Source organism: Pseudomonas sp. S2_H01 (genome assembly GCF_054668305.1).
This window is the reverse complement of the sequence record NZ_CP162756.1, coordinates 5,355,296-5,375,142: the sequence shown is the minus strand read 5'-3', so window position 1 is coordinate 5,375,142 and position 19,847 is coordinate 5,355,296. Positions and strand designations below refer to the sequence as shown.

General features: G+C 62.6%; 14 protein-coding genes. All 14 read right to left on the bottom strand.

The annotated features are described in order from the left end of the window. The 14 genes from AB4N84_RS23940 to AB4N84_RS23875 all read right to left on the bottom strand — a co-directional run bounded on the left by AB4N84_RS23940 (position 1) and on the right by AB4N84_RS23875 (position 19,676). Entirely contained in the window at positions 1–1,866 is a 1,866-nt protein-coding gene (locus AB4N84_RS23940; RefSeq protein WP_460043516.1) for a secretin N-terminal domain-containing protein, read from the bottom strand. Continuing rightward, on the bottom strand, positions 1,863–2,390 hold the full coding sequence (locus AB4N84_RS23935) for a hypothetical protein (RefSeq protein WP_460043515.1): 528 nt from the start codon (positions 2,388–2,390) through the stop codon (positions 1,863–1,865). The genes AB4N84_RS23940 and AB4N84_RS23935 overlap by 4 nt, the downstream gene beginning before the upstream one ends. Then, the gene (locus tag AB4N84_RS23930) at positions 2,390–2,938 is read right to left on the bottom strand and encodes a GspMb/PilO family protein (RefSeq protein ID WP_460043514.1); all 549 of its coding nucleotides are present in this window, start codon (positions 2,936–2,938) and stop codon (positions 2,390–2,392) included. Before AB4N84_RS23930 ends, AB4N84_RS23935 begins: the two co-directional genes overlap by 1 nt. Continuing rightward, entirely contained in the window at positions 2,925–3,470 is a 546-nt protein-coding gene (locus AB4N84_RS23925) for a PilN domain-containing protein (RefSeq protein WP_460043513.1), read from the bottom strand. Before AB4N84_RS23925 ends, AB4N84_RS23930 begins: the two co-directional genes overlap by 14 nt. Position 3,471: 1 nt before the next feature. Continuing rightward, on the bottom strand, positions 3,472–4,275 hold the full coding sequence (locus AB4N84_RS23920; RefSeq protein WP_460043511.1) for a hypothetical protein: 804 nt from the start codon (positions 4,273–4,275) through the stop codon (positions 3,472–3,474). Continuing rightward, positions 4,256–5,971, bottom strand: coding sequence for a GspE/PulE family protein (locus tag AB4N84_RS23915; RefSeq protein ID WP_460043510.1), 1,716 nt, complete (start codon positions 5,969–5,971; stop codon positions 4,256–4,258). Before AB4N84_RS23915 ends, AB4N84_RS23920 begins: the two co-directional genes overlap by 20 nt. A gap of 118 nt (positions 5,972–6,089) precedes the next feature. Beyond that, the gene (locus tag AB4N84_RS23910) at positions 6,090–6,632 is read right to left on the bottom strand and encodes a response regulator (protein ID WP_074750121.1); all 543 of its coding nucleotides are present in this window, start codon (positions 6,630–6,632) and stop codon (positions 6,090–6,092) included. A 229-nt stretch (positions 6,633–6,861) separates the two neighbouring features. After that, a complete protein-coding gene (locus AB4N84_RS23905; protein ID WP_460043508.1) occupies positions 6,862–7,833 on the bottom strand; it encodes a peptidylprolyl isomerase in 972 nt (323 codons plus the stop codon). Positions 7,834–7,847: 14 nt separating this feature from the next. Beyond that, positions 7,848–9,428, bottom strand: coding sequence for an ABC transporter substrate-binding protein (locus tag AB4N84_RS23900; RefSeq protein WP_460043507.1), 1,581 nt, complete (start codon positions 9,426–9,428; stop codon positions 7,848–7,850). 10 nt (positions 9,429–9,438) lie between these two features. Then, the gene (locus AB4N84_RS23895; RefSeq protein WP_460043506.1) at positions 9,439–10,050 is read right to left on the bottom strand and encodes an SCO family protein; all 612 of its coding nucleotides are present in this window, start codon (positions 10,048–10,050) and stop codon (positions 9,439–9,441) included. Between the two features lie 47 nt (positions 10,051–10,097). Continuing rightward, on the bottom strand, positions 10,098–10,757 hold the full coding sequence (locus tag AB4N84_RS23890; RefSeq protein ID WP_460047114.1) for an SCO family protein: 660 nt from the start codon (positions 10,755–10,757) through the stop codon (positions 10,098–10,100). A 20-nt stretch (positions 10,758–10,777) separates the two neighbouring features. Continuing rightward, positions 10,778–12,799, bottom strand: coding sequence for a cytochrome D1 domain-containing protein (locus AB4N84_RS23885; protein ID WP_460043505.1), 2,022 nt, complete (start codon positions 12,797–12,799; stop codon positions 10,778–10,780). Positions 12,800–12,905: 106 nt separating this feature from the next. Beyond that, a complete protein-coding gene (gene mnxG, locus AB4N84_RS23880; protein WP_460043504.1) occupies positions 12,906–18,761 on the bottom strand; it encodes a manganese-oxidizing multicopper oxidase MnxG in 5,856 nt (1,951 codons plus the stop codon). A 267-nt stretch (positions 18,762–19,028) separates the two neighbouring features. Further along, on the bottom strand, positions 19,029–19,676 hold the full coding sequence (locus AB4N84_RS23875) for a lytic transglycosylase domain-containing protein (RefSeq protein WP_460043503.1): 648 nt from the start codon (positions 19,674–19,676) through the stop codon (positions 19,029–19,031). Between the last annotated feature and the right edge of the window lie 171 nt (positions 19,677–19,847).

The following is a 19,847-nucleotide window of genomic DNA, read 5'->3' as shown; positions in this document are numbered from 1 at the left end:
TCAAGGTCTCTCTGCAGCAGCGGCAGGTGCCGCCGACGGCACGGCGGCCAGAGGCGCCGACCGGCCGTTGATTTCCACGGTCACCGGCGCCATGTCCGGGTTGACCGAATTCATGCGCATGCTGGTTTCGGTGCCGGAGTCGAATTCCATGTCGCTCGGCGCCTGATACGGCAGGTTGCGCACGATGCGCGGCGTGATCGACAGCACCAGCTCGGACTTGCCGACGGTGTCCTTGTTGCTGCCGAACAAGCGGCCGAAGCCCGGGATGTCACCCAAACCGGGGATTTTGTTGCCGGTGGAGCTGTTGTCGTTACGCACCAGGCCGGCGAGGATCTGGGTTTCGCCGTCGTGCAGGCGCAGCGTGGTCTGTGCGTTACGGGTGTCGACCTGGACCGGAATCGTGCCTTGGCGGGTCGGTTCCAGCGGCGTGGCGTTACTCACTTCCAGCGCGATCTTGATCGCCACCTCGTTGTCCAGGTGCACGATGGGCGTCACTTCCAGCTTAAGACCGACGTCCAGGTACGTGATGCTTTCAGTGATCACCGGACCTTGTGTCGATGGCACAGAGGTAGCGCTGATGATCGGCACGCGTTGACCGATGTGAATTCGAGCCTGTTCGCGGTTGCTGACGCGAATGGTCGGGCTGGCCAGGGTGTTCACGTCGTTGTCTTGGGCGTTGATTTTCAGTTGCGGCGAGGGCGAGATCGAGATCCGCCCGGAGTTGATGCCCTTGAGCTGGTTGAGCACGCTGACGGCGGTGCCGTCGCTGTTGATCACCCCAAAAGTGTTCGGCCATTGCAGGCCCAGGTCGAGGATGCGCTGACGGGCGACCTCCATCACTTCCACTTCCAACACCACCTCAGGGTTGGATTGGTCCTGGGAGAAAAACAGTTTCTCGGCCATGCGAATGGCATCCGGCGTGTCACGCATGGTCAGGGTGTTGAGGCGCTCGTCGATGAACACATCGCGGGTCTTGAGCATGGTCTTGACCATGTTCAGCGCCGTATTGGCGTCGGTGTTGGTCAGGTAAAAGGTGCGCATCACCAGTTCCTGATAGTCCTTCACCTTCTGCGGCGAGTCGGGGTAGATCAGCAGCGTGTTGTCGTTCACCACTTTCTGGTGCAGCTGGTTCTGTTGCAGCAGCAGATCGATGGCGTCCTCGATGCGCACTTCACGCACGAAGATCGTGGCTTTCAAGTCCGCACGCATGTCTTTGTCGAAAATGAAGTTCAACCCGGCGACCTGGGACAGCACCTCGAAGATCACCTTGAGGTTGGCGTCGCGAAACTCCAGGGTCACCGGTTTTTCCAGGCGGGTCTTGAGCTGCGGATTGGACACGGTGTTGCGGGTGCGCATCAGTTCAACGTTGCGCATCAGCTCCATCGCCCCTTCGTGCCGTGGGTCCAGCGCCAGCACCTGGCGTGCTTCGTGTTCAGCGCCGGTCAAGTCGCCGCGACGCAGGCTGGTTTGCCCCTTGATCAGCATGTCGTTGATGTTGCGCATCTGCTCCAGCAGGTACAGCGCGTCACGGGCGCGGCCGTTGCTGGGTTCGATGGCGATCACCCGGGAGTAGTCGATCGCCGCGCTATTGAAATCCCGTTGTGAGCGCTCGGAGTCCGCCTTGGTCAGCAGCGTTTTAACCACCCGGGCCTTGCCTGATGTCAGGGCGATGCGCAGGGTCGCATCCCGGGGATTGGCATTGACGGCCTGTTGCAACTTGGCCAGGCCTTCTTCATAACGTCCCTCCTCGATCAGATCCTGACCGATGGCCCGATTCATGTCCGATGTGCAGGAAGCCAGCATCAGCCCCAGCGCCAAGGTGAAGCCCAGCAACAACGCGTTCAACGACAACCGCAGCGGACTCATGGTGCACTCCCCACAGACAAAGTCTGCGCAAACTTCAACGGCAGATAGACGAGGCTCATTTCAGTGGCCGAGATGCGGTCGACTTTGTAGACGTCATCGATCACATCTCCGGCCCTGACCACATAGAGCCGTTCTCCGTTCTGCAGGAAAACCTGCAACTGCTGGCTGTCCGCAAGCTTGCCAATGAACTGGAACGGAAGGGGCGGTGCAGTGGGCACCGTTGGGGCGGCGGGTACGCTGTTGAGCGCGGCCTGCTGTTCGGCAGTCACCACTGGGGCGACGTACCAGCTCTGGGCAGCGAACAAATCTAGTTGCGGCACTTTCGCCACACTTGATTTGGCGTCACCACTTTTGTCGGAACCGCCCTTCGCGGTGGCGACGGCATCCCGATGTTTACTCGCCACCGGCGCGGCAGCGCTGCTCAGGTCCTGCGCCTGTTCGCCGAAAAACTGCTCGGGCACCCAGGCAATCAGCCCGCAGATGCCGAAGAACGCCAGCCAGCCTGCTACGCGACGAGTGTTCATCACGACCTCGACAGGTAAAGGGTCATGCGGATACGCCCGGTCAACTCGGTGTCGGCGATGCGTTTACGCTGAAGGTCCACATCCTCGATCACCACCGCCGGCAGCTCGGTCAGCAACGCGTGGAGGAAGCGGCGCAATTGCGGGTAGCTGCCCCTTACCGGAAGCAGAATCTGATAACGCGCCAGTTGGGTTTTAGGGTCGATGCCCAGCGAGTACTCGCCGCGCGCCAGGTTGATTTTTTCCTTGCCGGCCATGGCGTAGATACGGTCGATGGCCGACGTGGCGTCCAGCTGGGTCGGCAGCGCGCGATGGAATTCGTCCAGTTGCTGCTGGGGCACTACGGGCAGTACGGCAGTGCCGTTGGCGACTTTCTCCAGAAATTCGCTGGCCTTCTGGCTGTTCTGACGCAGGCCGTCCAGTGACTGCCAGTCCGGCAGCAGGCTGAACACCCCATACGCCAAGACCAGCACCACCAGCGCCGCACCGCCCAGCCCCGGCCAACCGGCCCGCTGAACATGTTCACGCAGAATCAGGCTAGGGACGGACATCGCTCACCTCCCAGGTGGCCAGCAGGTTGAAGACGATCTGTTTTTGTGGCGAGTTGGCGACGATCTCGTGGTTGACCAGCGAGACATCGCTCAACTCAGGGCTGTCTTCCAGCTGCCGGTGAAAGGTCAGCATCGCTTCCAGATCCCGCGCTTCGGCGGTGATCCTGACCTGACCCTTGCGTGCGTCGGGGCTTAGGCTGAGCAGCGCGATGTCCTTGCCGCGCAGGGTTTCCATTGCAGCAAACAGACGTTCCCAAGGACGGCGCAATTGCGTGGAAATCTGCTTCATCTCCTGCAGACGCACCTCTTGTTCACGCTGTTGCGCCGGGGACAGACCGGCGACAGGGCCGCTGTGCACCTGCAATTTCTTTTGCGCATGGCCCAGTTGGCCTTGCTGCTCGTGAATCTCCTGACCGATGACGTGCGCACCGGCCGCCACCGACACCCCCAGCACCAGACCGATGGCCAGAAGGCTCCAGCCCAGCGCGCTGCCACGACGTTGCGGCTGAAATTCCAGATCCAGGGCGCGCATGTCAGTTCACCGCTCTGGACATGATGTGCAGGGGATCCTGGGTGTCGGCCTGATCGGCGGGCAACTCAAGGGTCTGGACGCCCAGAATCAGCGGTGCATCGGTGTGACGGGCCGGCGCATGCACGAACAGGTCGACAGGTTTGTCACCGTTCAGGCCGTGCAATTCGCTCTCGCGGGCGATCATCGAGGCCAGTGCGGCATCGCTGTCGGCGATGCGCAGCGAACGCACGGCGGACCAGCGCCCTTCCCTGGCCAGCAACAAGGTGCTGCGACCCGGCTCGGCGACCACGAACAGGAAGTCACGATCACCGAAGCTCTTGTGAAAGCGGTTGAACGCCGTCATTACGTAGGGTTGCACCGACACCAAGCGCAAGCCGAGTGTTTTGACGACGTCGCGCAGACGGCTCAGCAAGGCCTCTGGCAAGCCGACGGCGATGCGCGCCAGCCCGGCGTTTTCTGGCGACAGACTCAGCGTCCACGCTTCGGCCGACTTGCCAAAGGTGTCGTCGAAATACGCGCTGGCGTAGGCGCGCAGCTCATCGGGCGTGGTGATGTGGTCGCTCCAGGGAATCAGCCCGAAACGGCTGTAGTGGCTGGACAACAGAACACTCAACCGGGCGCGGCCCTTGACGTGCTCGGTGAGTAACCGTTGCAGCGTGTCCAGCGCCAGCGTGGCGGTCGATTGGCGGTCGGCGATGAACCCTGCGCTGCCCAGCCAGGTTTTGCCGCGCGCATCGCAGCGGGACAGGCCGACGCCATTGGCGCCGATCACGGCGACGTAGTGTTCACGAAATGAAAGTGACACGATTGATCTCCTCCAGCGTGGTCCGGCCATCGCGCACCAGTTCCAGTGCCGAGCCGCGCAACAGGCGCAGGCCACGGCTGCAGGCGTACTGCTTGATCTGGGAGATGGGTTTGCGCTCAACGATCATCTGGCGAATTTCGTCGTCCAGGTGCAGCAGTTCGGCGATGGCCGTCCGGCCGCGATAGCCGGTGCCACGGCAGCGGCCACAACCGCCGCCGTGTACGAAACGGTAATGGCCGCTGTCCTCAGCACTCAGGCCAGATGCCCGCAACTCGCTCTCGTCCGGAACGACCGGCGTCGCGCAGCCAGTGCACACCAGACGAATCAGGCGTTGGGCAACCACCGCGTTGAGGGCGGAGACGAAGCTGTAAGGGTCGACTTCCATTTGGGTGAAGCGGCCAATCACGTCGAACACGTTGTTGGCGTGAATGGTGGTGAACACCAGGTGCCCGGTCAGGGCCGATTGCACGGCAATCTGTGCGGTGTCGGGGTCGCGGATCTCACCGACCATGATCTTGTCCGGGTCGTGTCGCAGGATCGAACGCAGGCCGCGGGCAAACGTCAGGCCTTTTTTCTCGTTGACCGGAATCTGCAGAACACCCGGGAGTTGGTATTCCACCGGGTCTTCGATGGTGATGATCTTGTCCACGCCGTGGTTGATCTCGGTGATCATCGCGTACAGCGTGGTGGTCTTGCCGCTGCCGGTGGGGCCGGTCACCAGCACCATCCCGTAAGGTTCGGCGGCCAGCCGACGCAGGCTGCGCAACGTGGCCTCTTCAAACCCCAGAGCTTCGAGGCTGACGCCACTGACCCGATCCGCCAGGTCCTGTTTGTCCAGCACCCGCAGCACGGCGTCTTCACCGAAAATGCTGGGCATGATGGAGATCCGGAAGTCGATCTGCCGACCACTGATGCCGATCTTGAAACGACCGTCCTGAGGCACGCGTTTCTCGCCGATGTCCAGCTCGGCCATGACCTTGATGCGGGAAATCACCTGATCGGCGAACTCGGCGCCCTGCACTTTGCTGATGTTGTTCAGTACGCCGTCGATGCGGTACTTGATCACCAGACCGTTGCCGGTCACGCCCAGATGAATGTCGCTGGCGTGCATTTTCAACGCGTCGTAGAGGGTCGAGTTGACCAGCTTGACCACCGCGCTCGCGTCTTCGCTGATGCTGGTCAGCGACAGGCTTTCCAGATTGTCGTATTCGTGCTGTTCGTCGCCGTGGCTGCCCAATGCGGCGACCGCATGGAAGCCTTCTTCCTGACGGGCAAGGTATGCGCCGAGGTCGTCGGCGTGACACAGATACAGCGCGGCGCCTTGCAGGCACTCATCGATCCATGCCAGCCGCGCGTCGTCGAAGGGGTCGGCAAACACGCCGATCAGCGTGTCGTCGTGACGCAACATGACGAACTCGCGTTTCAGCGCCTGGGCCAGGCTGACTTGATCGAACTCGGGGGTGCATTTGAACAGGCTGGAAGCGTCCAGCACCGGGTAATGCAGGGTGGCGCCAAGGGCGCGAATGAAAGCGGCAGGTTCCAGGGCAGAGAGGGCTTCAAGTGCTTCGATCGGACGTTCGCTTTCAGCGACGGCGCGTTCTCTGGCGGCTGTCAGAAGGCTGCCCGGGAAACGTGTGGGTGACTCGACTGGCTGCGCCAGTGGCGGTCTTTCGACTGCGAGCGTAAGACTTTCCATCGAATGCACTCCCGGACCCCAAAAAAGGAACCACACATTCGACGCGCCCGACCCTCCCTGGCCGGTGTGCCGTTTCCGGAGCGCTCAAGAACAAGGTTCCCGAGGCGTCCGGACCCGGCTAGAGTTTGCCCTCCCCATCGAGGACCGCTTTGTCACCGTCAGGCGACGCGGTCTGCTTGTTGCCGCGACGGTCCGAGTTAACCCAGGTACCGTCGTACAACTGCAACGGGAATGCCTCTGCCGGGCTGTGCCGCCGTTCGATGAACCCGGCCGCCGGTGGCGACTTGCTCGTCGAACGTCGCTCAGTACCCAACAAGTCACAGACAGCTCGGGCCAGTTCGGCCAGCGGAAACGGCTTGAAGAGAATGTGGCTGACACCCAGATCAGTGGCCCGACCGCAGACTTCGCTGGTCGGATGGCCGGTGATCAGAATGAAGTAACAATCCCTCTGTTTGCGTACCGCATCGAGTACCTGAAACCCTTCCATATCGGGTAGGCGAAAATCGAGGACAACCACGTCCGGTGCGAAACCTTGTGCAAGGTCGATGGCACCCGCGCCATCGTTCGCGACCCGGACATCCAGGCTCTTGGCCTCCAGATACGACTGGAGGTTCTGCGCCAGGATCTGCTCGTCCTCTACAACCAACACTTTGTTTAACAAGGTGGACTCCTGAAATCGGGACAGGTCCTGTGGCCCGGTCTGGGGATTCCCGCCTTGTATTGGTACAAGAGCACTGTTCATGCCAGACCCTCCACTTGAAATTCTCTTCGCCCATGCCACTGATTTACTTCAATAAAAAACCAACACCATGGGCACAACCTCAACCCCACTGCTGGGGGCAGTCGCCATCGAGAACCGGATTTGCCCCCACATTCGGGGAAAACCCGGGTCATCGCTCTGCCACCCGTTCTATCCTGCTTGCCGCGCGCAATCGTTGCAGTGCAGCGGCGGTCGCTTGCGCCTGTCGTTGCTGATCCAATGCCTGACGCGCCATCGCCAGTCCTTGACCGTCGTCGATGGCGGTGTCCGAGACTGTGTTCTCAACTTTGATCAAATGCCAGCCATAAAGAGTCCGTACCGGCTGACTGACGGTGCCGGGCGTCAGACTAAAGGCAGCATCGGCGAACTCCGACACCATGCTTTCACGAGAAAAATAGCCCAGATCGCCGCCCTCGGCTGACCGGCTGTCCTGTGAGTAGCGTTGAGCGAGGGCAGCAAAGTCCTCGCCGCCGACGATCCGGGCCCGTAACTGGAGGGCTTGCTGGTACACGGCGTCGACTTTTGCCGAATCGGCGTTGGCCTCGAGGGGCAGCAGAATGTGCCGGGCGTGGATGCGCGGCGAAAGTTGCCGGTAGAAGGCTTCGACGTCGGCATCACGGGCAGGCGCCACCTGGCTCAGCTCAGACAGCATGCGCTGGCTGGTCAACTCCCGCCGCAGGTATTCGGTGAATGACGGGGTGTCAAACCCGGCTTCCTCCAGTCGCCGATTGAAGATGTCATCGGAGGTGAACTCGTTACGCAGGGCGGATAAGTTGTCCTGCACACTCTTTTCGTCGACGCGCACGCCGCGCTTGCCCGCTTCCTGCCACAGCAGTTCCTTATCGATCAGGTCATCAAGCGCCGCGCTGCGCAGACGGTTGTAGGCCACGGGATTGCGAATGGAGCCGACCATCCGTCCCTGGGCCTGCAGGTAATCGGCTAAGTAGTGCTCCAGCTGCATCTGCCCGATCTCCACGCCGTTGACCCGCGCCACCGCCAGTTGCCCGAACGTGGGTTCTGCCACCGCCTCGGTGCGGCCCACCATGAGCAGCAGACCGGGCATTACGAACGCCAACACGAATAAAATCAGCTTGAGCTTCATGGCTAAATCTCACTTCAGTTAGCAGCATTGACCCTGGCGTATGGGCTGACCAGGTCAAAACGTTGTTGCTGCACATCCACCGTCACGACATGGGCGCCCGACATGCCCAGCCGACGCCCCGGACCAAACCCCAACAGTGGGGTAAGCCCGGTGTTCACGTCATGCAACCCTTCCAGCGCCTTGATCAGTTGCTCGCGCGCCGGATGCCGACCGATCTGTCGCAGTGCCTCGGCGACCAGCAGCACCGAGCAATACGCGTCCACCTGCAACACCGCGTACTGTCCTTTCAGCCCGCTTCGTGCGCGTACGCTGGCAAGGGCCGCCTTGCCCTGCTCCGTCCAGTCGCCCGGAATGAACGGATACGCCAAAAACAGGCGGCGGGAAAAAGACGGGGGGACTTGCCAGACGTCCGCCGGGACCTGGGCCGAGGCCGCAAACAGATACGGCGGCACTGCCGGACCTTGCCGTGAAGCGTGCAGCGCCTGCGCCATTGGCACGAAGTCCGCGGAGCGTCCGAGGAAGAACAACGCGTTGGCAGCGGCCAGCGATGCGTCGACCGTGACGGGTTGATCCAGTGAATAGGCCCGCAGGCCGACATCGCTCCAGCCCTGCCCGTTGAGGTGCTGCTTGAGGGTTTCGGCCTGATGCAGCCCCAGCGGGTTGTCCTGATACACGATCAACGTCTTCTGCGCTGCCAGTGCCAGTGTGTCCTGCGCGTACCCGGACAAGGCCCGCAGTTGCTCGGAAACGCCGGGCAACGGTTCGAAGATCATCGGACTGTCGCTTTCCCCACCCAGCAACGAGACCGATCCCACCAACGGGACCCGGGCCTGCTCGAGCAGCTCACCGATGCGACCGTCCAGCGCCGGAGCAAGGGGCGCAATCAATGCGAACACACCGTCTTCACCGGTCAGCGTCTTCAAGGCTGCCTCGGCAGTTTGCGCGTCAGGGCCAGGGTCGACGATCTGCAGGGCCAGTTGCCGACCATGAATGCCGCCCGCCTCGTTGATCGCGGCCAACGCGCCGTTCAGCACGGCGGCCATTGTCTCGCCCAATGGGGCCAGCGCGCCCTGACTTGGGAGCAAGGTGCCCAGCCGCAAAGTCGAGCCTTGTATGCCGGGGTCGCCGTCCTCTTCGAGGCGTTTGAGGTAGGCCACAAGATTGAGTTGATCCTGACTGGACATCACAAAACGCGGCATCGCGCTGTCCAGTGCGTTGCCACCTGGATCGATGCCTTCGATGATGGCGTGGGAGACGGCGCTTTCGCTGTACGGCGGGTGGCTGCGCCCTGCTCTGACGTGCTGGCCGTAGGGCGTACTCAATCGCCGCCAAGTGATGTCCGGCGGACGCACGCCGCCCTCCGGTCGCCCACGGCCATCGGCGCCATGGCAGCCTGCACACGGAACGGTTGACGCGGGCACGGTGGCGCCGGAAACACCGATGCGCGCCGACACCTGCGCCCCGCTGTCGGAAATGCCTTCGCGGTACAGGCGTTTTCCAGCCGCCTGCGCCGGGCTCAGGTCGATCGCGTGAGCCGCGCTCGTCAGGCTCCCCAGCAGGCTCAGCGTCAGGCTGAAAATCGCCAGCGACTTCATGGTCGACTCCTTAACGTCCGGCCACAGGCAAGGTCAGGAACTGCAAGCGTTGGGCAATGGCGTCCACCGGCGCATCCGGACGGATCTTTGCCCAGCGTTTGTTCGCCACGTCCCCTACGATCAATTGCGTGGAATGTTGTTCAGGGCTCGGGATCACCTGCCCCAAACGCCCCAACACCAGATTCATCTGCTCCTGCGTACCGGTCAAAAAGCGCCAGTTGGGACTGTCGACCCCGTGTTTGGCCGCGAATGCCTTGAGCACGTCAGGCGTGTCGTTTGTCGGGTCGCTGGTCAGGGTGATGAAATACACCTGACGCGCCACCTCATCGCCCATCGCGGCCCGGACATCCTTGAGCTTGCGGGTGATCAGCGGACAGGCATCCTGGCAGTGGGTGAATACCACGTTGAGCAGCACCAGCCGGTTCTTAAGCTCGTCGCTGTAGAAACGCACGGTGTTGCCGTCCTGATCCTTCAAGGGCGTGTCGGTGAAATATTCCTGCGCGTCGTGAGTGCCGCTGGACGGCGGCGCGACTTGCACGGGCGACACCTTGGCCAAGGTCGGAGCTTCGTGGGCTTCATGGGCCATTACGGCGGGCACAACCGACAGTAAGGCCGCCCCCATCAGCCATCCTCTGGTCGACCGACGGCCAGCATCAAACGGTATCCACCTCATGGCTGCTCTCCCATCACGTACACCCCGTGACGACCGCTTTTGGACGCACGGTCGCCGCGCAACTGTTCCACCCGTTCAACCAGCAGGTCTGGGTCGGTAAAGCCGTAGAACCGCGTCCAGTGGCTGCTGCGCCCGTCGCCGACCATGATCAGCGGCGGGTGGTTCTGCGGGTCGGCTGTCCATGTCCCCAGGCCCTTGAGCGTTGCGTCGATGGCCTGCGGGGTGCCGGTCAACCAGGCCCAGCCCGGCCCGTGCTGGAATCGGTTGGCATACGTGAGCAAACGCGGAGCGGTGTCGCGCAGCGGATCGACCGTGATCGAGACGATCTGCACCTCGGTGCCGACTTTCGCACCCAACTGCTGTTGCACCCGGGACATGATCGAGGAGATCACCGGGCACACCGTGGTGCAGGTCGTGTAAATGAAGCCCATCACCACGATCCGGTCGCTGACCAGATCGTGCTTGAGGCTGACCGGCTCGCCGTTCTGATTGGTCAGCTTGACGTCGGCAAAATGCACCACCGCGCTGTCCTGTTTCACGGCGCCCTGGTGTTGCGAATGGTCAGCGCCACCTTGCGCCTGGTGTTGCGCGTGATCGTCCCCTCCATGCGCCTGCGCCACTGGAGGGAATCCTTGAGCCATCAGCATGGCCAACATCGTTACTGCAATGGCATTTTTCATGGCGTCATCCTGTCGGAAACAGCAGGGCTTTGGTTGCTCAGGTGGACCGGCGAGGTGTCGACCGGCATCACCCGCAAACTGGCGTAGGATTGCTCGTTGGCGCGGATACCCAAGGATTCGGAGCGGGCGTGCAGGTAATACGCGCCGGTCTCGCTCAGGTCGGCCTGTGCTTCATAGATCCCCTCGCCGATTTCCACTGCCAGCACTTCGCGTGGCCGGGAGCTCGGTGCAAGGAAGTAACGCAAGTACACGTCTTTGGCGCCGGTCATGGGTGTATTGTCGCGGCCCTGAACCAGACGAATGCGGATTGGCACCAGCTTGCCCACCGGTTCGAAACGGCGTTCCAGCAGGAAGGTCACGCGCGGGATCGCCAGGCGTTTTTCCAGCGCCGGGTTCACCTCGACCTGCGCGGTGAAACAGTGAATGACCTGGGGCTGGTTAAGCATGAACGCCACGTCGAAATGACCTGCACTTGGCAGGCGCACCCGTGAGCTGTAGACCCCGGGTTCAACCTCGCGAAGGCTGCGATCAACCACCCGGACGGCACGCGCCGCGTTGCCCCGGTTGGGGTAACCGGACATCGGCGCGTTCATGCCTTCGGCGTAGAAGTAAGTGGTGTTGTCCACGGGATTGACCACGAACACCGCGTCGTTGTCCCGCGCCGGGCTCAGCCCGGCTGCCAGCGGCAAATCGCCCGCCAGGCGGGGTGCGGCGGGCCCGGCCTCGAACGATTGCAGGATCGGCTTGCGGTCCTTGCCCAGGCTGGACAGGTTGACCATGGTCACCCGGGGCGACGCCAACCCACGGATGTAAGCGTAGTTTTGCGTCACGGTGATCTGAAACGGCTCGGGCGACACCTCCAGGTCATGCACGACACTGTCGCTGGAGGCATCGATCACCAGCGCATGGCTGGTGAGGGTGTTGAGTACGAAGCCATAGCGACCGTCTTCGCTGAAACTCATCGGGCCCAACCCTTGCTGCGAGGCAATGACCTTGCGCACCTCCAGGCTGCGCGCATCGATCACGGTCACCGAGCCGTCCTGACCATCGGCGACATACACCGCCTCAGACAACGGCGAATAGGCGACCGACAGCGGATGAGCACCGGTTTTCAGGGTTTTGCTGCGCGTGAGCGTCGCGACGTCAAAGACATCCACGGTGCCGGCGTCCCGGCTGCTGACGAAGGCAAATCGTGAATCCTTGCTGAAAGCGATCTCATGATGACCGGCACCGGTCGCCAGGAAACTCATGACCTTCATTGACTGCGTATCGATCACGGTCACACCACTGGCGCCCTCGCTGGCCGCGTTATTGCCCACCCACAGGTATCGCTCGTCGGGCTGCAGCGCCACACGCAACGGGTTCTCGCCCGCTGGAATGTTCAGCAGCACCTGGAATTTTTCAGCGTCGATGACCGCGACCTCACCGGCGGCGGGCATCGACACGAACACCCGCTTGTCATCGTTGGTGGACGTCCAGTCCATACCGGGCTGCTTGAGCGCGATACGGCTCATGGTGCTGGTGATCCCGCCCACCGAGACCGTGGGGTCGATCACCGTCGCGCTGGCGTCCTTGTTCAACACCATCAGAAAGTAACTGTTGAGGTCCAGCAGAGGCCGCGCGCCAATCGTGCTTTTCAGGTACAGCCCGACCCGCGACTTGCATTGCGCATCGTGGGAGCCGGGCTTTTGCTCGGCCACCGCCGGGTCAAGCCAGGCCCCCGGTGCGACGCCCGGCAACGGTTGGCCCGTGGCGGTGTCCGTCACGCTGAAGCGCACGTCGGCAAACATGCCCTCCATGAGCGGGCCGCTGTTCAGCGGCCGCGCTTCGAACTTGACGGTCACACCGTTTTTCACCCACTGCTGCTTGTCGCTGGCCAGGCCGGGGATCGCCTGAGGGCTCTCACTTTCACCCAGAGCCTGGTTGGCCTCCTTGAGCGGCTCACCGGTGTGCCCCATGACCACCAGAGCCATCGCCAGCGCGCCGCCGGCAAAACCACCTCTGATCCATCCATTCACGCTGCACCCCCTGTGGAGCGGGCGCCAGTGCGCCGCTCCGATGAGTTGTGTCTGACCCGCGCCGATTGTTCTTGTACGCGCGGGCGGCTGGTTCGCAAGCCGGGCGCTAGGGCGCCGCAGCGGGTTCTGGATCGTTGGTCACCCGGAGAATGCCCCACAGCCCCGACGCGTTGCCGAACCCGGCATAGTCACGGAACAGGTAATCTCCCGGCACGGCGTTCGCGCCCCCGGCACTCGGGAACATGAGGCTGAAGTGCGCGGCGGGCAGGAGGCTCTCCTGTGCGCCGATGTACAACGACATCGGGTTGTAGGCGAACCGCACCGAGCCCACGCCCGACGCCCCCATCGGGTAGCCGCCGGTGTCGGACTTCTCGGCCTGGAACGGATGCATCGCCCAGACGTGACCGTCCAGCTGGAAGGTCGTGCCGCGACTGCCGCCGCCCGGCACCGTAAGGTGCGTACGGAACGGCTGCCCCGGTTTGACGTACAGGACCGGTGTTTGCGGATCGCCGCCGACCAATGCATTGCTGTAGGCCATGTGCGCATTCGGGACATCGGCAAACCCGTGGCCGTCGGCGTGGCCGAACGGTGCATCCGGGGACAGCCCAAACCGGTACCACAGCGGCTCGGTCCGATAGTTGATGGCCATGCCGGAGTTGTCCTGCGGATCCGCCGGCACGCCATTGCCTTCGGCGGCCAGGTTCTCCACAGGCCGTCCATTGCCCCAGCGCATGTTCAGCGACTTCTGCATGACCAGCATGAAGTCCCGGTAGGCGGTCTGCCCGCTGACGCTGACCGTGGCATTGGCACGGGATTTGGTGTCCTCGGTCCAGGTCGCACCCAGCGGCATGATTGCCATGGCGCCTGCCAGCCCTTTCTGCGGTTGCTTGATCATGTCCGCCGACGTCAGGTTGAAGCCACCGAACTCGATGGGCGTGGTGTTGATGTTGTCCACCGCGCGCCCCAGTTGCGACACCGGTTTGCCTTCACGCTCCAGATGCCCCGCGTAGTACTGATAGGTGCGGGTTGGCCAGGCGCCCGATGTGCCTGCCCGAGGTGCAATGGTTTGCACGGGGTTGAGGCCGACGTTGAAGCCGTCCGACTTGGTGACGTCGTAAGCCAGCAACTGCGTGTGCATGCCCACATGGCTCGATGGACGCATCAGGTTGTTATTGAAGGTCGTCGAACCCTGCGCACTGTTGCGATCACGTTTGACGGTACCGGCCATGACGGCGTAGTTCGGCAGGTCGGGCATCGCCGTTGGCAGCCGGTTTTCCAGGGTCACGTTGATGCAGTCACCCGCACCGGCTCGCAACATCAGCGGCTCGATCGGTACGCCGGCCTTGAGCTTGCCCGTGATCGGGTCGAGATCGGCCTTGCGCACGTACAGGATCGCGGTCGGATCGTGCAGCGGCCCGGCATGACCGCCGATGGTGAAGGTCACGCCGTCCTCAGGGTCCGTGACCGTTGCCTGTGGAATGGTTACCGCACGCTTGTTGTAGACCAGCGTACCGCCCGCCGGATTGAGCGGCGCGCCGACGTGCTGGCCCTGCCCTGCGGCGTCGCCGAGGGTCAGGTTCAGCGGATTGCCGAGGATGTCGTTGGCCAGTGCGACCACCACTTCGAAGTTGCGCTGTACCGTCGGACGTGTGCCGATACCATTGGCATTGGTGGTGTAGCGTGGGCAGATACCGTCGAACGCCACGGTGTTGCGCGCAATGACCGGTTTGGGGTTGTTCGGCAACGCGAACAGGTCACTGCGCTGTGACCCGTAGTTGCGCATGATGCCCCACATGCCGTTCCAGTAGCCTTCAAGCGAAGCGTCCATCGAATACAGGTAGTCGCCGGTGTCGCTGGCCGCGCTGGAGATCGTCGCGACCGGTGCGTTGAAGCCCATCTGCTCGGAGATGCCGACCATCTGCGACGATTTCCACCCCGAGTTGGAGCTGTTGCCGAACCCACTGCCCGAATGCAGCCACTTCACGCCGTGCAGGGTCACGTTGTGTTCTTCCTCGTGACCACCGGCGTGCAGACGCAAGCGCACATTGTCACCGGTGTACGTACGCAGCATTGGCGTAAACGGATCGCCCGGCATGTCGCCGCCACGGTTGATGTGCGGCGGGAACTGCGTGATGCCGCCGGTAGGGCCGGTCGCCGAGGTAATCGCACTCGGTGCCAGGTTCAGCGCAGGAATCGCCCTGTCGGTGCGGGTCTGCAAGGCGTACGCCAGGTCCCCGGCCAGACCATTGGCCTGCATGCCCGGCTTTCCATCCGGGGCCGTGCGGTTCGGGTCATAGACCCTCAGCCCCACAGGCTCGTGACGGTAGTTGACGACGAAGATGCCAGGGTCGTCCACGGAAATGGCCTGCGGGCAGGGCCGGGTCGGACAGCCTTCCAGCTCGCCGCTGCCAACTTCCAGCACCGAATCCAGCAGATTGGCCGCTGCCTTGCGTCCTGGCGGATTGATCGCGTAGCGGAAGCTGTTGGCAGTGGCAGGGTAAGCGTTGCCGTTCGGCACGCCGTTTGGCCCTGCCCCGACATACACCCCGGCTTCATAGGCATGCACAAAGTCGCTGTACTCGAGGAAGAACTCACGGAAGCTGTCGTTCTTGCCATCGCCATCCAGGTCGCCGGTGGAAATCACCGCTTGCCACGACGTCGGACCGCCGTCCTGCCGCGCACCGCTGTACAGAAGTTCGCCTGTCTCGGCATGGAACCAGGTGGAACCGGCCGGTTCGGCCAGCACCGTGGCGTACAGACCCAACTGCTGGTGGGTCGATGGGCCGAGGTGGTCGTGGGTAAAGATGGTGCCCAGGCCTCGGTCGATACCCCGGGTGTTGACCACCGGGTCGGCGAACCAGCGCTGCATGGCGGTGCGGGCGCCCATCCAGTCCGCCCGGCCGTACTGCCCGAAATACGGGTGCGCCTTGGCTTTCGGACATGCCGGGGTGCCATCGCGGGCGTCCGCTTCGGTGCAGTTGTTAAAGGCACGAATGGCATGCACCCGTTCCACCACCGTCGCCGGTGAAAGCAGCCCGTCTTCGTAGTTCCAGCCGTTGGCCGAACCGTCGGCGGCCGTCAGGTCCCATTTAGGCAGGTGAATGTGCTGGCCGATCACGTCGGTCGGCGTGCGCACCTGATAATCGTCCAACTCGTAGTAATTGGGGATCAGGTTGGTCTGCTGATACATCACGCAATCAAAGGTGTTGATGCGCATCACCAGCGGTTCCGGCGGACGTTGCTTGTTGATGACCGGCCACACGTCCTCCCAGAGCGCCAGGATGCGCGCTTGCGGGAAGTGATAGCCGACCTTGTTGTACACCGCGTCGAATTGCAGGTTCGCCGCTTTATAGATACGCGGGTGATCGGCGCTGTACTGCGAAGAACCGGTGAACGACATGCCGTTGCCCGTCTCGCCGCTGTTGAACATGCCGTTGCCCGCCATCGACGTCAGGCGCTTGCCCCGATCGTCCATGCAGGGTTCGTAGAAAGGCGCGCCCGCCACCGGCAAGGCGCCATTGGTGCGAAATGCCTTGGCGACCACTTGCTTGCCAGGCAGCAAGGCGAAGCTGGGGTGATCCGGTTTGGAATGGAACAGCATGGCGGCCTGCTCCACGTCCGTGCCCTCTTCCGGCATGAACACGGCCTTGGCCTTGTGAACCACCTTCGAGAGGTCGGTCGCGGTGGTCACCGTTTCGGCTTCCCCGCCCGCCGCGACGCCATCGAGCGCGTGGCGTGGCAAGCCGCCGTCCCAGCCGGCCGATTGCAATGGATCGAGATTGGCCCACAGGGCATTGCCGCTGTCGCGCAGGGCCTGGGCCTTGGCGCTGTCGAGCATGTCCAGGGGTGGGGTCGGTGGGCGTTGTCCTACGGTGCTTTCCATGCCGCCGATCCAGAACGGATATCCCGGGTTTTTCAATGAACCGTCGGCGTTGCGGTTGGCTTCGCTGCGGTCGACCAGCGCCACCGAGCCAATGACTGCCTGACCGCCCTCACCCGAGTGACTGGCGTCGCCGCCGCCCTGATCATCATCGTCATCGTCATTGTCATTGTCATCATCATTGGCGGCCACCAGCTCACCGAGCTTGGGCACCACAGCGACCTTGCCAGGCATGGGGGCCATCGCCTTGCCCGGCAGCGGTACGATGGCGGGTATTGGTGTGCCCGCTACGATTTCACCGTCCGGCAATGCGCGGGCACCCGCAGCCGGTTTACCGCTGCGCAGGGCAAACGGAGTGGTGTGGAACCCGTCGTTACTGGCCTGAGACACCTCAAGCCGGGTTCCTTCTTCGAATACGTCATGGATGCGCCACATGGTCCACATGCCTTGGGCAAAGTGCGGATAGAAGTGACAGTGATAAATTGCATCGCCCGACACCCGGTTGCGGTTGCCCGAACCGCCATTGGCGATTTCATAGGTATAGCCGACGCCCGGACCGATGCCTTGGGCATCCATGTAATCGGAGTTGTCGTCGTTGGGGTTGAACAGCCACTGATGCCCATGCAAGTGGAAGATGTGCTGTTCCTTGCCGTTGTGCGTGTTGCGGATCTTCACCAGATCGCCGATGTAGCTGTGGTTCACGTTCGACGGCTCGGAGGGATACAGCGCCATGCTCGCCTTGATGCCCGTCGCATCCCTGGGTGGCACCTGGCCGGGCAGGATCTGTTCAAGGCCGACGTTGGCCGGTACGTCCACCAGCATGCCGATGTCCCCCACGGTGTGGGAGCTGAGGAAGAACTCCTCATACGCGCATGACAGGCAGTCATGCATCGGCCCGACGCCCAGACGGTTGGCGATCACTTCGGCGCCGATACCGCCTGATCCGTAGTTGATCATGAACGCGTCGCGGGTCGGTTCGAGCATGTGCCCGAACACAGGGTCGGCAAAATAGCCGGGAAACGCCTGAGTCACGGCGGACTCATCGTTGAACACGGCGGCAAAGTCCCGAAACGGTTCCAGTCGGTTGGGCAACGCCGGGTTGCGCTTGCCGATGCTTTCCAGCGGATAGGTGGAAGGCGGGAAGCTGCCGTCAGGGTTGGGCCCCATGACAACGGCGTCCGTTTCACTGTTGATGATCTCGTTGCCGTTGACCATGTTGATGATCGGCAGACCGGCCTTGCCTTCGGTGATCCAAGGCTGACGCTGCGGGTAGCGGGCTTCGTAGTCGACGATGGGCTGACCGGTTGGCGCGCGGCCGACACTGGCCAGGCGCATCTCCTCTTCACTCAGGGTGTTGCGGTACATGCGGCCACCCTTGGGCACCACAACGACCTGGGCAAACAAGCCGTTGGCCATGTTGCCGGACGTACCCTCTCCCCCAAAAGTCGCTGCCTGGCTGTTGGCGTTGAACGCGCCCTCACGCTCGGCGTACAAGGTGTAGGAGCGTGTTGCACCGGGTGCCAACAGGAAATTGCCGTTGCGTCCGACGTTGGACGACATGTCGGCAATGCTGTTGACCGCCTGCATGCCGTTGACCGAGAAGCCGACATAGCGCTCGCTGACTTGGTCGTTCACCACGAATTCGCCCGGCATGTTGGCAGCCGGTGCCTGGGCGTCGTCTTCACCTTCCGGCAACTCCGGCCCTTCCATCTCGCTGTTCGGGTTGGCTTGCAGCGCCAAAAGGTTCTGCAAGGTGACGGTCAGACAGTCCCCCGCCGCCACCCGCAGCACCATCGGCCGCGGACGCTTGTCGGGGCGCAACGTCACCTTGCCGGGCACTGCAGCACCGCCCTGACTGAGCAGGACGTTGTGTTCGTCGACCACGTCACCCCGCAGTGCGTAGATCATGCCATTGGCGTTTTGTGCGCCGAGCCGGTTGTACATCAGCGGTTGATCGAGTGCCACGACATTGGCGACCAGATTGCGCTCACACCGGATGGCGGCTTCGACGGTGTCCTCGATGGCGAACAAGGCGCCGATCGACAGACAGAGATTGAGCAGACGAGATGGATTGGGTTTCATCGTGACGGGTCCTCCGCAACGGAAAATCTCACCTAACGGCGCATAACAGCCCTGAGCAACGTCCATGCCACAAAATGAATGCTTTTAATTCAACGAGTTAGTGAATAGCGGTGTAAAGAATGGGGAAATGACAACGGTGTCGAACAACGCCCAGTCCCCGGAAGTGGGGCAATTCCCCAACGTGTTTTCCGCCTGAACCCCCCGACTCCCACCCGCCAGCCCCACCCCGTTGAATCCACGTTCGCGGTGGCCCGCAATCATCGGCCCTCAATTGGCCAGAGCGGTCGACGCATCCCCCAACAGCCGGTGGTAATCGCGCAGTACATCGGGGACGTAACGCTGGGTTTCGGCGAAGGGCGGGATCACATTGCCGCGTTTGCTCACGGCTGCCGGGCCTGCGTTATAGGCGGCCACGGCGAGCGACACGTCGTTGCCGAACATCACCATCAATTGCTTGAGATAACGTGCGCCGCCCTGGATGTTCGAGCTCGGGTCCCAGACATTGGTGACCCCCATTTCCCGGGCCGTGTCGGGCATCAACTGCATCAGCCCCGCCGCCCCTTTCACCGAGCGTGCCGAGGGGTTGTAGCCGGACTCGATGCGGATCACCGCGTGCAGCAACGCTTCGGGCAGATCATTGCTGGCTGCGGCCTGCGACACTTCCTGGGCATAGGGACGTTGACTGGCCGTCATGCTTTTTTCGTCGGTCCCGGCCAAGGCGGCGCCGGCAGGTTGAAACGGGGGTTGCGACACGGGTTCGTGGAACACGCTCTGAATATTGCGACCGGCTCGCTTGACGTTGGAAATGATGATGTTGCCGTCGGGTCCCTTCGAGATGTACACGTCGGCCTGAGCGGCCAGCGGCAGTATGCACAGCGTCAGCAATACGCCTCTGAACGTACGTTCAAAGTCCATCCGTGCCTCCTCTGGCACGCTCGCTAAAACTGGGGGTTATTCCCCACTCGCGGTGCCATGCAGGGGGTCAACGCAAAGGCTGTGCCGAACTGGCGTCCCCCGCAAACGCCCGGTCCAGAAGGCTGCACGCAAAAGCTCAAGGCCGCGACTGTCGGCGCGCACGGCAATTGC